General features: G+C 66.9%; 16 protein-coding genes and 1 tRNA gene. 2 read left to right on the forward strand and 15 right to left on the reverse strand.

The window, feature by feature from the left end:
* Positions 1-6 precede the first annotated feature (6 nt).
* From EXR94_05460 to EXR94_05480, 5 genes are all read right to left on the reverse strand, one after another.
* A complete protein-coding gene (locus EXR94_05460) occupies positions 7-1,485 on the reverse strand; it encodes an efflux RND transporter periplasmic adaptor subunit (protein ID MSR02172.1) in 1,479 nt (492 codons plus the stop codon).
* Positions 1,482-2,720: a TolC family protein gene (locus EXR94_05465; protein MSR02173.1), complete on the reverse strand. Its 1,239-nt coding sequence runs from the start codon at positions 2,718-2,720 to the stop codon at positions 1,482-1,484. The genes EXR94_05460 and EXR94_05465 overlap by 4 nt, the downstream gene beginning before the upstream one ends.
* 121 nt (positions 2,721-2,841) lie before the next feature.
* A complete protein-coding gene (locus tag EXR94_05470) occupies positions 2,842-3,252 on the reverse strand; it encodes a hypothetical protein (protein MSR02174.1) in 411 nt (136 codons plus the stop codon).
* 393 nt (positions 3,253-3,645) lie between these two features.
* Positions 3,646-3,719, reverse strand: a tRNA-Pro gene (locus tag EXR94_05475).
* 30 nt (positions 3,720-3,749) lie between these two features.
* Positions 3,750-4,427 carry a TetR family transcriptional regulator gene (locus EXR94_05480; GenBank protein MSR02175.1) on the reverse strand — a complete coding sequence of 226 codons (678 nt, stop codon included), beginning with the start codon at positions 4,425-4,427 and terminating at the stop codon, positions 3,750-3,752.
* On the opposite strand from EXR94_05480, the gene EXR94_05485 reads away from it, so the two are divergent.
* Complete coding sequence (locus EXR94_05485; protein MSR02176.1) at positions 4,273-5,967, forward strand: class A beta-lactamase-related serine hydrolase; 1,695 nt, start codon at positions 4,273-4,275, stop codon at positions 5,965-5,967. The genes EXR94_05480 and EXR94_05485 overlap by 155 nt on opposite strands.
* A 4-nt stretch (positions 5,968-5,971) precedes the next feature.
* Here EXR94_05485 and EXR94_05490 read toward each other — a convergent pair whose 3' ends face one another.
* From EXR94_05490 to EXR94_05520, 7 genes are all read right to left on the reverse strand, one after another.
* On the reverse strand, positions 5,972-6,748 hold the full coding sequence (locus EXR94_05490; GenBank protein MSR02177.1) for an aldolase: 777 nt from the start codon (positions 6,746-6,748) through the stop codon (positions 5,972-5,974).
* Between the two features lie 16 nt (positions 6,749-6,764).
* Entirely contained in the window at positions 6,765-7,385 is a 621-nt protein-coding gene (locus tag EXR94_05495) for a non-canonical purine NTP pyrophosphatase (protein MSR02178.1), read from the reverse strand.
* Entirely contained in the window at positions 7,382-8,092 is a 711-nt protein-coding gene (locus EXR94_05500) for a ribonuclease PH (GenBank protein MSR02179.1), read from the reverse strand. Before EXR94_05500 ends, EXR94_05495 begins: the two co-directional genes overlap by 4 nt.
* Positions 8,079-8,552 (reverse strand): D-glycero-beta-D-manno-heptose 1-phosphate adenylyltransferase, encoded by a 474-nt coding sequence (locus tag EXR94_05505; GenBank protein MSR02180.1) that lies wholly within the window; start codon positions 8,550-8,552, stop codon positions 8,079-8,081. Before EXR94_05505 ends, EXR94_05500 begins: the two co-directional genes overlap by 14 nt.
* The gene (locus EXR94_05510; GenBank protein ID MSR02181.1) at positions 8,549-8,920 is read right to left on the reverse strand and encodes a hypothetical protein; all 372 of its coding nucleotides are present in this window, start codon (positions 8,918-8,920) and stop codon (positions 8,549-8,551) included. Before EXR94_05510 ends, EXR94_05505 begins: the two co-directional genes overlap by 4 nt.
* Positions 8,914-9,510, reverse strand: coding sequence for a hypothetical protein (locus tag EXR94_05515; protein MSR02182.1), 597 nt, complete (start codon positions 9,508-9,510; stop codon positions 8,914-8,916). Before EXR94_05515 ends, EXR94_05510 begins: the two co-directional genes overlap by 7 nt.
* Positions 9,511-10,116: 606 nt before the next feature.
* Entirely contained in the window at positions 10,117-10,560 is a 444-nt protein-coding gene (locus tag EXR94_05520) for an acyl-CoA thioesterase (protein MSR02183.1), read from the reverse strand.
* Between the two features lie 17 nt (positions 10,561-10,577).
* On the opposite strand from EXR94_05520, the gene EXR94_05525 reads away from it, so the two are divergent.
* Positions 10,578-11,306 carry a UDP-2,3-diacylglucosamine diphosphatase gene (locus EXR94_05525; protein MSR02184.1) on the forward strand — a complete coding sequence of 243 codons (729 nt, stop codon included), beginning with the start codon at positions 10,578-10,580 and terminating at the stop codon, positions 11,304-11,306.
* A gap of 27 nt (positions 11,307-11,333) precedes the next feature.
* On the opposite strand, the gene EXR94_05530 is transcribed toward EXR94_05525, so the two are convergent.
* The 3 genes from EXR94_05530 to EXR94_05540 all read right to left on the reverse strand — a co-directional run bounded on the left by EXR94_05530 (position 11,334) and on the right by EXR94_05540 (position 13,993).
* Positions 11,334-11,801, reverse strand: a complete 468-nt coding sequence (locus EXR94_05530; GenBank protein MSR02185.1) for a hypothetical protein — start codon at positions 11,799-11,801, stop codon at positions 11,334-11,336.
* Between the two features lie 125 nt (positions 11,802-11,926).
* The gene (locus EXR94_05535) at positions 11,927-12,307 is read right to left on the reverse strand and encodes a hypothetical protein (protein ID MSR02186.1); all 381 of its coding nucleotides are present in this window, start codon (positions 12,305-12,307) and stop codon (positions 11,927-11,929) included.
* A 12-nt stretch (positions 12,308-12,319) separates the two neighbouring features.
* Positions 12,320-13,993: a formate--tetrahydrofolate ligase gene (locus tag EXR94_05540; protein ID MSR02187.1), complete on the reverse strand. Its 1,674-nt coding sequence runs from the start codon at positions 13,991-13,993 to the stop codon at positions 12,320-12,322.
* Positions 13,994-13,995 lie beyond the last annotated feature (2 nt).

Below are 13,995 nucleotides of genomic sequence, written 5' to 3' on the forward strand. Positions count from 1 at the left end.
AGCCTCCTAGTGCTCGTGGCCGTGGGCGGGCACCACGCTGCTCTGCGACGCCAGGCGAATCTGATAGGCGCCGTCGGTGACGACCCGTTCCCCGGCGGCGACCCCGCCCGACACCAGCACCCGACTCGCGTCCCGCGCCCCAATCGTGATGGTGCGGGCCTCGAATCGCTCGCCGGCGATCTGAACGAACACCGTGGGCCGGCCGTCGAACTCGAGCACGGCCGTGGCTGCGACGATCACTCCGCTTCGCGGCCCGCCGACGGGGAGCATCGTCCGCGCGGTTGCCCCGACAAGAATCGCGCCGTTGCGGTTGCCGACTGGATAGAGCACTTCGACGGTGCGGGAGACGGAGTCGATGACCGGAGCCACGGCCAGGGCCAGGCCGGTTTCAATCGCCAGACCGGTGCCGTCAATCCTGACACTGGCCGGCCGCCGCCGATCGAGGGTCGGGGCGATCGCCGCCGGCACCAGGGCTCGGAGCCAAACGACCGCCGGGTCGACGATCGTGAGCAACGGCGCGCCGGCGCTCACTAAGCTTCCGCCGGTCAGATGCCGGGCGGCGACGATCCCGCCGATCGGTGCCCGGACCGGAACGTTCCCGCCCACCAGTTCGCCGCCGCCGAAGCCGGCCAAGGCTTCCCGCGCGGCGCGAACCCGGAGCTCGGCCTCGTGGAGCCGCCGGGCTGGTGCCGCCTCGGCGGCTACGAGGCGTTGGGCCCGGGCCTGTTCGTCTTCCGCTTCGGCCAGACCGGCCCGGGCCGTGGCATACGCGCTGCCGCCATCGCCTAACGCCGGCGACAACGAGGCGATGATCTGGCCGGTGTTGACCCGGGAGCCGGGAACGAGCGCCGATCCTACCCGGGGGTCGATCGTCCCGGCGAGCGGGGCCGTCACCGTGACCCGACGGCCGGCCGCGGGGACGATCTCACCCGGCACCTCCACCGATCCCACCAGGGAGCCCTCCACCGCGAAGGTGGTTCGGAACTCCCTGGTCTTCCACTGTTGCTCCTTGAGAAAGGCGGTTCCCCGCGGTGCCGGCCCTTCGTCGGGTGCGTCGTCGATCGTGGCATAGACCACCACGTCTCCGGCGGCAATCGAGTCCACGGCCGCCGGACTTCTCACCAGGACCGTGAGCCGATACCGGCCGGCGGGCCCCGGCGTGAGCGTCGGGCCGAAGATCCCGGGTGATCCTGGCTCACCCTGGACGGCCTCAACTGGGGCTCCGCCGCCCACCGGGGTGAGTCGCAAGGTGACTTCGCCGCTGGCCAGCGGGGCAAAATCGGTGAGGTCAGTCAGGTGGACGGCGAACTTCGCGGCTTCCCCAGAAATCAAGGTCGGGTGCTCGAGAAACAACTCGGTCGAGTCGGTCCACCGAGTGATCCGTTCGGTGGCGATCTCAAATACCAAGGCGGGCTCGGGCTTGGCGCACCCCATCATCACGGTCATGCTCGCCGCCCCGGCCCAGCGGGTCATCGTGCCTGTCATCGGACACCCCCGATCTCAGTTGGTCCAGTGGCGGCTGCCAAGTCCGCGTGGCGTCCGGCAATGGCAGCGTCGAGATCGACTAACGCCGCCTGGGCTTCGTAGTAGGCGCGAACGGCATCGAGCCATTGGGCCACCGGCAACTCGCCCTCGGCGAACGCCACCGCGATCGCGCGGAGGGCGACGTCGGCGTCCGGCCCGAGGCGGCTCCCAAACACCCGGCGCTGCTCGATCAGCGCCCGAAGACCCGACGCCAACCGGCGGACCTCTGTCGCGGCATCCCGGTGGAGCCGGTCTCGATCGGCCCTGGCCCGGTCGGCCAACGCTAGCCGACCTGCCGTTGCCTCCGATCGACGGTCCCAAAGGGGCAACGGAAACGCGAGACCGGCAACGAAGCCGGTAAACCGCCCCGGGCGGCCGGCGCTTTCCTCGCGCTTGTAACCAGCCGACATGGTTGGCGTCGGAATCCAATCGCGCGAGCGGGCCGTCGCCTCGGCCGCGGCCGCTGTCACCGTTAGCTCGTTGGCTTGGAGGTCGCCCCGCGTTGGCAATCCGCTCAAAAGCGAGTCGATGGAGGCGATGGGCCCCTCGGGAGGCAGCGTGTCGACGACCTCGAGTTCAGAGCCCGGCCGGCCAATCAGTGCCGCGAGTTCGGTCGCGGCGCTATCGGCCCCGAACCGCGCCGCAATCATCGCCGCGGTGTATCGGGCCGCTTCGAGCTCGAGTCGGCGCCGGTCGAAGCCGGATGCGTCGCCGGCCTCGAACCGGCGACTGACGATCGCGGCCGCCGAGTCGGTCAGCTGCCGGAGCCGGTCGGACAGTGCCGCCCGTCGGCGGGCCGACACCAGGTGGACGAAGGATTTCGTTACTCTGGCGTCCAGAAGTTGGGCGGTGCGGGACAGGTCGGCGTCTGCCGCGCGCGCCCGAGCCGAGGCGGCTGACCGCTCGGCGGTGCGGACCCCCGTCAGCTCAAGCCGTTGTTCGAGATGGATCGTGACTTGTCCGTTGACCCCGTCGGGCCCGCTGGCCCGCTCCCGGCCGAAGACCAAGTTCGGGTTGGGAAAGGCCCCGGTCTGACGGGCCCAGGCGCCCGCGGCCCGGGCCCCGGCCCGAGCAGAGGCCAACTCGGGGCTGGTGGCACCAGCCAGTTCGAGGGTTCGGGTCAGCGTTAGGCGTTCCTGGGCCGTCAGGGCTCCCTGCAGGCCAGGCAACATTAGCAACACAATGGCAATTCGCATGCGGTCTCTCGCGAGAAGTACTCCGGAACCGGCCGAAACCAACGAAAACCAAGGCCGGAACGGACCGATCAGGTTCGTTCGCGGGCACCCCGACGGGCTCGGGTTCGACTACGAACCCGGGTCAGTAACGCGGAGGAGCGCGGGGAAGGCCGGGAGGATGGTGGGTTTGGTCGGGCTGGAGGTCGAGCGGTCCAAAGGCGACCGGCAATCGGGTGGCGACCCCACCGCGGAGCTCGCCGATCGGCGGGGCATCGGCGATGGCCAGGTCGGCCCGAGTGGCGAGGCCCGAACTGATCCGGGCGGCATGATGTTCCGAGTCAGCATGGTCTCCGGAGGCCGAGTGGTCCGATCCGGTGTGTGGTAATCCTTGGTCATGATCCAGGTCATGTTCGTGGTCACCAGCCGACCAGGCATGGTGGTCCGTCACGGCGGCATGGGCCCGCTCATGCGCCAATCCGGCGATCGACGGCGCGATCACCAGCCAGCACGCAAGCGGCGCAACGAACCTTCGCGCCAGAGGTCGGATCAACATGGGCTTCGGTAAGCTAACTCGATCCGGCCTCCCCCGTCCACTCGCGCACGACCCGTGAGGGCGACCCGCTTCCCGGGGTGTTCGCGCCCCCCCCTTTTTGTGGGTGGGACCCGGGTATAGTTGACGAAGGCACATTTTCCTCAGGAGGTCTGCCTATGGACGGATTCCAATCGCCTGCAACGATGTGGCCGGGAGCAAGCGCGGGTCTCCGTACCGCTGGGTTGGAAACCCGCACTGGGCGGGGGTTGGTCGTGCATCTCCGCACCTCCGGCCGTCGGAAGGTCGCCGCGTCGTGACCCGCCACGGACCGCCGACCGCAACAGGGTGAGCCGGCCTGCCGCGAAAGCGCAAAGCCCCCCAGTAGATCGGCTGGGGAGCTTTGGTCGAACCAAGTCGGGGCGCCGGGATTTGAACCCGGGACCTCCTGCGCCCAAGGCAGGCGCGCTACCGGGCTGCGCTACGCCCCGTCCGGCGGGACGAATATAACCCCGCAAGGGTCACCGCCGGGCCACCCTCGGACGACGGGGGCGCGGCAGTTCGAAGCGGTTCGTCATATAGCCATCGACGATGGCCCATTGTTTGTCCGGCGGGTACGCCTTGGGCCGCAGCGTGTACCCGAGTCCGATGCCGTCCGAGAGCGCCACCAAGGCGTCCGCCTCATGTCGGGCATCGATCTCGACCGAGAGATCCCCGCGCGCCTGAAGGGCCCGAATCTCGAACTCCAAGCGGCCGTTCAGGATGGCGAGCCGTCGTTGGTGTTCATCGCGGAGCTTCGTGTCGCTCATGGCGAGCCCCACGAACGATACCCACAGTTTCCAACCCGCCACCTGGCGGGGGCCTAGCGGCAAGGTGGTTCGCAGAATCCGTCGAACCCGCTCGATTCCCGTAACGCCCGCGAGCGCCGCATCCATATCCCGGACGATGGCCGTGCCCAGTCGATCGAGCGCGAACAACAGCAGCTCCGCCTTATCATGGAAATGGTACGTCACGACCCCGGTCGTGGCGCCGAGCTCGGTGGCGATGGCCCGCATACTCGCCTTATGGAGCCCGTCCCGAAGGATCACCCGCCAGGCCGCCTCCGCCACTTCCTCCCGAGTAATCATTCGTCCCGCGACACGCGCCATGGTCCGGCCTCCGCTGCTTGGCACCAACACAACGCTGGTTATATTAAGCATAACACCTGTTGTGTTCCGATTCCTCGTTGCGCCCTGGAGCGCCCGATATGTCGCTGCCCACCACCCGCTCCCCCGGCGCCGTCGTCGCCACTCTCAAGGGGCTGTTCTCATGATCCGCCGATCGTTGGCACCGGTTCTTTGCGCCGCCGCCCTGACCGCCTGTGGCAAATCCGCCGCCGACTCGGTCGACGCCAAGCTCGACCGGATCATGACCGACGCGCTCGCCAAGCGGGAGCTCCCGGCCGCCTCGCTCGTGGTGGTCACGGGCGACCAGATCGTCTATGCCAAGGGATTTGGCCAGGCCGATCTCGCATCCGGCCGCGCCATGACCGATTCGACCCCGACCGTGATCGGATCAACCTCTAAGCCGCTCACCGCCCTCGGCGTGCTCAGACTGGTTCAGCTTGGGAAGGTGGCGCTCGATTCGCCCCTGGCCCGCTACACCCCGGACCTCCGATTCAAGGACCCGCGGGGAGCCGCTATCACGGTTCGCCAGCTGCTCAACAACCGGTCCGGAATCGTGTCCGGTTTCTCCGGAGCGGCGCACGCGATCCCGTCGATCCAGGACGACCAGGCCGTCGAGCGGATCGCCCGCGAGACGGCTGAATTGCCGCTCGATTTCGCGCCCGGGACGAGCTATGTGTACTCCAACCGCGGCTGGCTGCTGGCCGGTTATCTGATCCAACGGGTGGCCGGCGAGCCGGTCGAGGCATTCATGAAACGAGAGGTGTTCGACGCTCTCGGCATGACCGGTACGACGCTCGAATTCTGGAAGGTCGATGGCCTGGCGACCGGCTACGCCGAAGGGTTCAAGGTTCGAAATCAGCCCAGCACGGCATCGCTCCATCGGGGATACGGCCCCTCCGGCATGACCGTGTCGACCCCGCGAGACATGGGCCGGCTGTTGGTGGCCATGCTGAACGGCGGGAAGACCGTCTTGAAAACCCAGTTCCTGACGCCCGAGCTGATCGTCGAAGCAATCCGGCCCCAGGCCGAGGCTGAGAGCGAACTCGGCGGACCGACGAAGTACGGCCTGGGATGGGAGGTCGACTCTTCGTTCGGAGCCCTCACCGTCAAGAAGGCCGGCTCCGTCGGCACGATGGTGTCGCTCTGGATCATACTGCCCGACCAGAAGACGGCGGTTGCCTTTGCGTTCAATCGTGAGGACTACAAGGTCATGCCGATTGTTCCGGCCGTCCTGAAGGCGTTGAGGGGCGGGCCGGTCGACACCTTGCCGGCCGGCACGTGGGTCGCCCCGCCACCGCCGGCCGGGGTTACCATCGCCGCTGCGGTCCTCCGCCAGTGGGTGGGCCAGTACGACACCCGACTTGGCGACACCCAGGTTTATCTCCGCTCCGACTCATTGTTCGCGGACTACGAAGGCACTGGAACCACCCTGGTTCCAGTCGACGATTCGACCTTCGCGATCGTGGACGATCAGGTGCGGCACGCCGGCAAACGGTTCATCTTTCGGAACCAGGGCACGGCGGTCACCATCTGGAACTCGGCGAAGGACTCGCTCGGCGTCCGGGTCCGCTGAGCGTTCAGCCGCGGATCGTATCGACGGCTTCCTTGGCGGCTTTTTGTAGGAAGCCAACATCGCTGTTGATGCTCACCAGCCGCATGCCCTTGCGGGCCCACTCGGTGGTGAGCGCCACGTCATTGGTGTGGATGGCCGGATAGACGCCGGCCTTCGCGCACGCCGCCATCATCCGATCGATCGCGGCCATCAGGACGGGGTCCCGCATCTTGCCGGGGACGTCGAGGGCAATCGAGAGGTCGTTCGGCCCGATCAAGGCCGCATCGACGCCCGGCACGGCCACGATCTCCTCGATTCGCTCGACCGCCTCGCGAGTCTCGATCTGAACGATCACGAACGTCTCGCGATTCGACTCCGCCATCATCTGCACGACATCGCCGCCTTTGAACTCGGTGTGACCGCGGCCGAGGGCGCTCCCTCGCCGGCCCACCGGGGGATACTTGACGATCGACACCGCGTCCCGCACCTGTTCCGGCGTGGTGATCCGGGGCAGCATGACTCCCTGGGCCCCGCCATCGAGTGACTGACTGATCAGTTCGTAGGTCAGCGCCGGGACCCTGACGATCGGGGTGAGGCCGATCGTCCGGGCGGCGCGGCTCAGATCCGCCACGGTCTCGCTGCTGAAGACCCCGTGCTCGTTGTCGATGATGACCCAGTCGAGCCCCGCATTCAGAAGGCACTGAATCACGGCCGGCTGACGGATTTCGGCCACCATCGTACCGATGGCGGTTTGCCCCTCGGCAAGGCGTTGCTTCAAACGGTTCGGCGGAATGATGGCCATGGGATCGTTCGGGGGTTCAGAGTGGTCGGACCGTCAGTGCCTCGAGTAAGGCGCGGAACGCCTTTCCTCGGTGACTGACCGCATCCTTGTCAGCGTCCGAGGCCTCGCCAAAAGTCCGGCCGAGGTCGTCGCTCAGGAAATAGGGATCATAGCCGAACCCATTGGTTCCCCGGGGCTCAGTGAGAACCAAACCGGGGGCCGAGGCGTCGAAGGTCTCCGGGATGGCCGATGGTTTCCTGACGAGGACCAGGACACACCGGTAGCGGGCTCGGCGCCGGTTCTCGGCCGCGCCTGCCAGCCGGCGTACCAACATGGCATTGTTGGCCGCGTCGATCTGCAGCGAGGTTCCCGACGCCTGGGCCCATCGCTTCGAGCGCACACCGGGTTCGCCGCCCAAGCTGAAGACCTCGAGCCCGCTGTCGTCCGCCACCGTTGGCAGGCCCGTCTTTCGGCAAAAGTATTCCGCCTTGGCCCGGGCGTTGGCCTCGAAGGAATCGTGCAGCTCGAGCGCGTCCTCTGCGGCTGCCTCGACAACCCCGGCGTCATCCGGGAACGCCCCGTCGAACGGCGCCGCCGCCAGCAACCGCCGGACCTCGGGCTGCTTGCCGGCGCTTCGGGTGGCCACCAAGAGCTTCACCGGCCGAGCGCCGTTCGCTGCGCGGTGAAGAGCTCGCCGATCCCGGCAGTGGCGAGATCGAGGATCTCGCCAAACTGAGACCGGGTGAAGACCCCCTGTTCGCCGGTGCCCTGGATTTCAACGAAATCGGACGGGGCGCGCATCACGACGTTGGCGTCGACGCCCGCGTCCTTGTCCTCGACGTAGGCCAAGTCGAGCAAGGCCGCATTGTCGACAATGCCGACCGACACGGCGGCCACCAACTGCCCGAACGGCGACGGCTGCCCGGTCCGTTGGGCCAGCCAGTCGCAGGCGTCGGCCAGGGCCACGCACCCGCCGGTAATGCTTGCGGTCCGGGTGCCGCCGTCGGCTTGGAGGACATCGCAGTCAATCTTGATGGTGTATTCGCCGAAGTCCCAACGGCCCATGGCCGCCCGGAGCGAGCGACCGATCAGCCGTTGGATTTCCTGGCTCCGGCCTCCGGGACCGTTCCGTTCCCGGCTGGTCCGCTCGAGGGTGGCCCGGGGCAGCATCGAATACTCCGCCGTAACCCAGCCCAGTCCGCTCCCCTTTTTGAACGGCGGGACGCCGGTCTCGACGGAGGCGGTGCAATGCACGAGGGTGCCACCGAATCGGACCAGGCACGATCCTTCGGCGTACGGATTGGCGTTGCGTTCCAGGACGACCGGGCGAAGCTGGTCGGGGGTTCGGCCGTCAGCGCGATTCACGAATTCGCTCCACGAGTGAGGTAGTTGAACGGTCAGGGACGAGGGGGACTATGACGACCCGGCCGCCCCGGGCTTCGACGAAGGATGCGCCGACCACGGTCTCTCGAGAATAGTCGCCGCCTTTGGCGAGGACGTCGGGGCGGATCGCCTCGATGACGGCGGCGGGGGTCGGGTCGCCGAATAACACGACCCGGTCGACCGCTCCGAGTCCGGCCAGGAGTCGGGCCCGATCGGCGGCGGGAACGAACGGCCGGCCAGGTCCCTTGCCGAGCGAGCGGGCCGAGGCGTCGTCGTTGACTCCGACGACGAGGGCATGGCCGAGGGCCCGGGCGGCCTCGAGATATTCCACGTGACCGCGGTGCAGCAAATCGAACACGCCGTTGGTGAACACGACCGAGCCGCCGACCCGGTCGCGCCACGCCACGGCATCCTCCAGCGGAACGACCTTCCCCGCCGTCACTGGGAGTGGGTCGCCGTCGGTTTGAAGGTGACGGTCTTTGTCACGAACGGCAGATTCAGGTTCTCAGTGTAGACGGTCGAGATCGTGATGGTCCGCGGATAGATATCGGTTCGCCGGATCTGAAAGTTCCTGGCCGCCGGCGGAATCCCGGTTTCATCGGAGGCTTCCCGGAGATTGCGGAGGATCTGCTCGGTCGGCTGGGTTTGGGCAAAGAGCGCGGCGGAGTCGATCTTGTCCTTGATCGCGTAGAACCGGTAAGAGACCCGGCCCACCTGCATGCCGTAGTAGACGGGGATAATCGTGACCACCAGCGACCCGAGATAGCCGGTCATGCTGGCGCCGCGGCGGCTCTTGGTCGGATTTACCATTGAGATTGGGCTCCATCGACGATGTCCGTGATCAATTTCTCGATCGCTTTTTTCCGGCCTTCGATTTCGCTTGACGTATAGTCGCCTTCGACCGAGAGACCGTTCCGCTCCCAGAGAATCTTGTTGTTCTTCTGATCGAAAATCTGGACATTGATCGTGATCTGCACCTTCCGACGGCTCACCTGCACGTTCTGGTTTTTCTCGTTGCCTCCAAAGGCCACCGGGATGTCCGGATCGTACCGTTGGATCGATCCCCGGACCAAGGCATCAGCTAGCGCTTCGCCCGAGGGCCGGAGGCCGAGGCGGTTCTGGACGGCCTCGCGAACGGCGCGGTTGACCTCGGACGTCAATGACGGCTCGGCCGTCAGATTGTCGAACGGAAGCACCGCCACCGTTTTGATGGCTGGTGGGAACCCGGTGCCGCCGCCGAAGCCATAGAGGCAGCCCGACAGTCCGGCGCCGAGGCTAAGGCTGAGGAGGAGTCCAGGTATCCGGCGCAAAAGTTGAAGCTTTCTGGTTGGAGGAAAACGTGATGTCAAGGCGCGCCGGAACGCTCGGAACGATGAGGCGCGCGGTTTGCGGTCGGCCATCGGCCCCAAAAACAGTCTCGACCGTGCCGACTTTCTTGCCCCCCTGGCGCAGTTCGGCAATCAGGCGTCCGTCCGCGCCACCGAGCCGGACGTAGTCGACGGTATCGGCCCCGATATGGTACTGCCAGACGGTTAGGACCGAATCCGCGTACCGGCGGACGACCGCATCGGCCGCGGGGGCCCGGACCACGCCGAGGAGCGCCCAGAAGAGTGGATAGTTCGGCACCAGGCGTTTGACGTCGTTTTCCGGGTTGGCCCAGAGGGCGGTATCGCCGCTGACGAAGGCCGCCGCCCGGCCGGAGCCGAGCGGTCCCTGCACGTCGAGCCGGGCCGAATCCGGGGGAGCGAAGCGAATCCGGCCCCGGCCGCCGGCGGCGCCTTGGTCGTCTCGGAACTGCCACCGGAACCGGATCTCCCGCGGGTCGGCTGGAATGGTGGCGAGGGACCACGCCATGGCGCTGTCCCGGGAGGCGGACACCAAGCCGGCAGGCTTGGGGAAAGTAATGGCGCCGCCACCGCCGCACCCAGCCAGCGCCAGCGCCGCGCACACGTGAACGGGCCTCATCGCTAGATGATACACGGTGACGGCCCCCGGCGCTCGACGGGTCACAACCGGACCGGGTCCGCTGAAATCGGGAGGAGTTCGGCGACCTCGGCCGGAAGCCGGGCCCAGCGCGAGTTGGCGTCGATGACCATCAGGCTGGTGCTGGCGGTGGCCAGGATCCGGCCGGTGTCGGCGTGCTCGACGACGTAGCCAAACCCGATCCGGCGGGAGGCCCGTTCCCGGACCCAGCACCGAATCGTGATCCGGTCATCGTACCGGGCCGACTGGCGATACCGAATGGTGAGCTCGCCGACCAGGAGCCGGATACCGCGCCGTTCCAACTCGGCATAGCTCACCCCGGTCCGGCGGAGGTGCTCGGTGCGGGCCCGGTCGAGCCACACCAGATAGCAGGCATGGTACACCACCCCCATCTGGTCGGTTTCGCTGTAGTTGACTCGCCACTCGGTGACGGAAATGTCGGGGGTCGCTTCCATGCGTTCCTCCATTGTCCTATTTTCGGGCCATGCTCGGAACCCAGCTGGTCGTGGTATCCGACGCCCACCTCGGCGCGGCGTCACCAGAAAACGACGCCGCCTTTCTCGATTTCCTCGACACCGTGCCCACCTTGGGCGATTGCCTGCTGGTCAACGGCGATCTGTTCGACTTCTGGTTTTCCTACCGCCGGGTCATTCCTCGGGCCGGTTTTGCGGTCACCGCTGCTCTGACGTCGCTCGGGCGGCGGCTCCCGGTGGTCATGACCGGCGGCAACCACGACCGGTGGGGCGACTCGTTCTGGCAGCGCGAAGGCGGGATTGCCTACTCCGCCGCCGAGCTCCGCCTGCAGGTCGGCGCCACCGAGGTCTTGGCCCTCCACGGCGACGGGGTGGCGGAAGAACACCGGTCCGCCGCCGTGATGCACTGGATCACCAGGCATCCGCTCACCGCCGGCGCCTTTCGGCTGCTCCACCCCGACCTCGGGTTCTGGCTGGTGGGCAAGATGAGCCGGGGCCTGGCTGACTCCACTCGCGATCCCGGGGTCCTCGACCGAGCCCAAATCCGGCAAGCCGCCTGGGCCCGGGACCGGTTGTCGGCCGAACCGGCCCTCGGACTCCTCATCATGTCCCACACCCACCGGGCCGAAACGACGGAGCTGTTTCCGGGCCGGCACTATCTCAATCCGGGCGCCTGGGTCGAGGGTCGGCGCTATGCGGTCGTCGGTCCCTCCGGCGTGGCGTTGTGCCGGTTCCGCTAAGGTCAGCCTAACGTCACTTCGTTGGCGTCATCGGATCCGGAACGGGATCGACGCGCCGGCCGCCAGGCCGCCGCCCGGGAGCGGGGCCACTTGGAACTTGATGTCGGCCGGAAAATTGTGGAGCTGCGTGGCCACGAACGCCTCCAACCCGGCAAACAGGTGATTGAAGCCGATCAGAATCAGCCAATCCTGGCGCTGGCTTCGCTTCCCTTCGATTCGCGCCGAGTCGGCCGCGACCCGGTTCAGGTACTTCAGTTCCCGGATGGTCTTGACCGACATGCCTAACGAAAGACCCTCGATCGTCACGAAGATCGCCCCGGTGAGCTTGCGGTCGAGCCGGGCTTGGCCCCAGCCTGGTACGGCCAGGGACATGAAGAACGCGGGCAGCGGCTTGATGGGCCGGCTCATCAGGTTCGATGAGTCGGGGCCCACCGGGGCAGGAACGGGCGTCTGGGCCTCGAGAACCGCGGAAGCGGTCAGGAGGGCCAGGGTCACCAGAAATCTACGCCGGTGGCGGGAGCGTGTGGGAATCGAACCCACCGGAGCCGCCAGAGGCGTCTCCATCGCGGTTTTGAAGACCGGCCGAACCACCAGGCCCGATCCGCCCCCAAGTCGCGGCACTAGCGGACCGCGAGGCACTCGATTTCGACTCGGACACCCCGCGGCAGGCCGACCACGGCCACCGTCGAGCGCGCCGGACGGTGGTCGCCAAAGGCCTTGGCGTAGGCCTCGTTCATGGCCGTGAAATCGGCCATGTCGACCAGGAAAACGGTCGTTTTGGCCACCCGATTCAGGCTCGATCCCGCGCCCTCGAGCACGGCCGCCAAATTCTTTATGACTTGGGCGGTCTGCTCCGGCACCCCCCCAGCCACCACTTGCATCGAGACGGGGTCGAGCCCGATCTGTCCGGCCGTGTAGACCATATTGCCAACAACGGTCGCCTGGGTGTACGGACCGATGGCCTGCGGCGCCGCGGCGGTACTGACAAACTCAATCGACATGGTTCGTTCCTGTTAGAAGAGTCCTTCAATGCGCCCATCGGCGTGGACCCGGATGGCCTCGGCCGACGGGACTTTGGCTAAACCCGGCATCGTCATGATCTCACCGGCCAGGGCCACCACGAATCCAGCGCCGGCGGAAGGATAGACGTCTTTAATCGTGATCCGAAAGCCTTGGGGCCGGCCGAGTTTGGTGGGGTCGTCGGAAAACGAGTACTGGGTCTTGGCGATGCAGACCGGCGTGTTACCAAGCCCAATGGCGTCGCAGAGCGCGATGTTCCGGTCGGCGGCGGCGCTGTAGTCCACGCCGTCCGCGCCGTAGATTTCCTTGGCGATGATCTCGATCTTGGCCTTGATGGGGAGTGCCGTGTCGTAAATCGGCTTGAACCGCGCCTTCGCTTCGCTCAGCACCTCGAGGACCTCCTGGGCCACGGCCTCCCCGCCCTTGCCGCCCTCGGCCCAGACGTCGGACAGGGCCGCGCGGACGCCCCAACTCTTGGCCGCGGCCAGCACGGTATTGATCTCGTCCTGGCTGTCGGCTAGGAATCGGTTCAAGGCAACGATCACCGGGAGGCCGAACTTGCCGAGGTTGGTGACGTGCGCTTCCAGATTGACGAGGCCCCGGGTCAGCGCTGCGACGTCCGGCGTGCCCAACTGATCCTTCTTCACCCCGCCGTGCATCTTGAGGGCGCGGACCGTGGCCACGATGACCGCGGCTTCGGGGTTGAGCCCCCCGACCCGGCACTTGATGTCGAGGAATTTCTCGGCCCCGAGGTCGGCGCCGAAGCCGGCTTCGGTGACTACGATATCGCCCAACGACAGACCGAGCTTGGTCGCCACGATCGTATTGCAGCCATGGGCGATGTTGCCGAAGGGCCCGCCATGGACCAACGCCGGCCCGCCTTCCAGGGTCTGGACCAGGTTCGGAATAATCGCGTCCTTCAGCAGCAGCGTCATCGCCCCCGAGGCCTTGAGGTCCGCGGCCGTGATCGGCTTCTTCTCGCGAGTAAACCCGACCACGATCCGGGCCAGCCGGCGCTCGAGATCCTGGAGGTCGGTGGCCAGACAGAGAATGGCCATGACCTCGCTCCCCGGGACGATCACGAACCGGTCCTCGCGCGAGGGCCCGCCGTTGAGCCCGCCCAGGCCGACGACGATCTGCCGAAGGGCCCGGTCGTTCATATCGATGGTTCGCGGCCAGGTAATTCGCCGGCTGTCGATGCCGAGCCCGTTGCCGTGATGGATATGGTTGTCCAACATGGCCGAGAGGAGATTGTGCGCCGAGGTGATGGCGTGGAAATCACCCGTGAAATGGAGATTGATTTCGTCCATCGGAATGACCTGGGCGTATCCACCGCCCGCGGCCCCGCCCTTGACCCCGAACACCGGCCCTAACGATGGCTCCCTGATGCAGATGACGGCCTTCTGGCCCAGCCGCCGGAGGGCTTGGCCGAGGCCCACGGTTACGGTCGACTTCCCTTCTCCGGCCGGCGTCGGGTTGATCCCCGTCACGAGTACCAGACGTCCGGTGGGGCGCCGGGCCCGGATTGCCTCGGGTGTAATCTTGGCCTTGTACTTCCCGTAGGGGAGAATCTCGTCGGCACTCAACCCGAGTTCGGCGGCGACCTCGGCGATCGGCCGCGGTCTGGCGGCCTGGGCAATCTCGATATCTGAGGGAACTTCGGACACGA

Source organism: Gemmatimonadota bacterium, assembly GCA_009692115.1.
In the GTDB taxonomy this organism is placed as follows: domain Bacteria; phylum Gemmatimonadota; class Gemmatimonadetes; order Gemmatimonadales; family GWC2-71-9; genus SHZU01.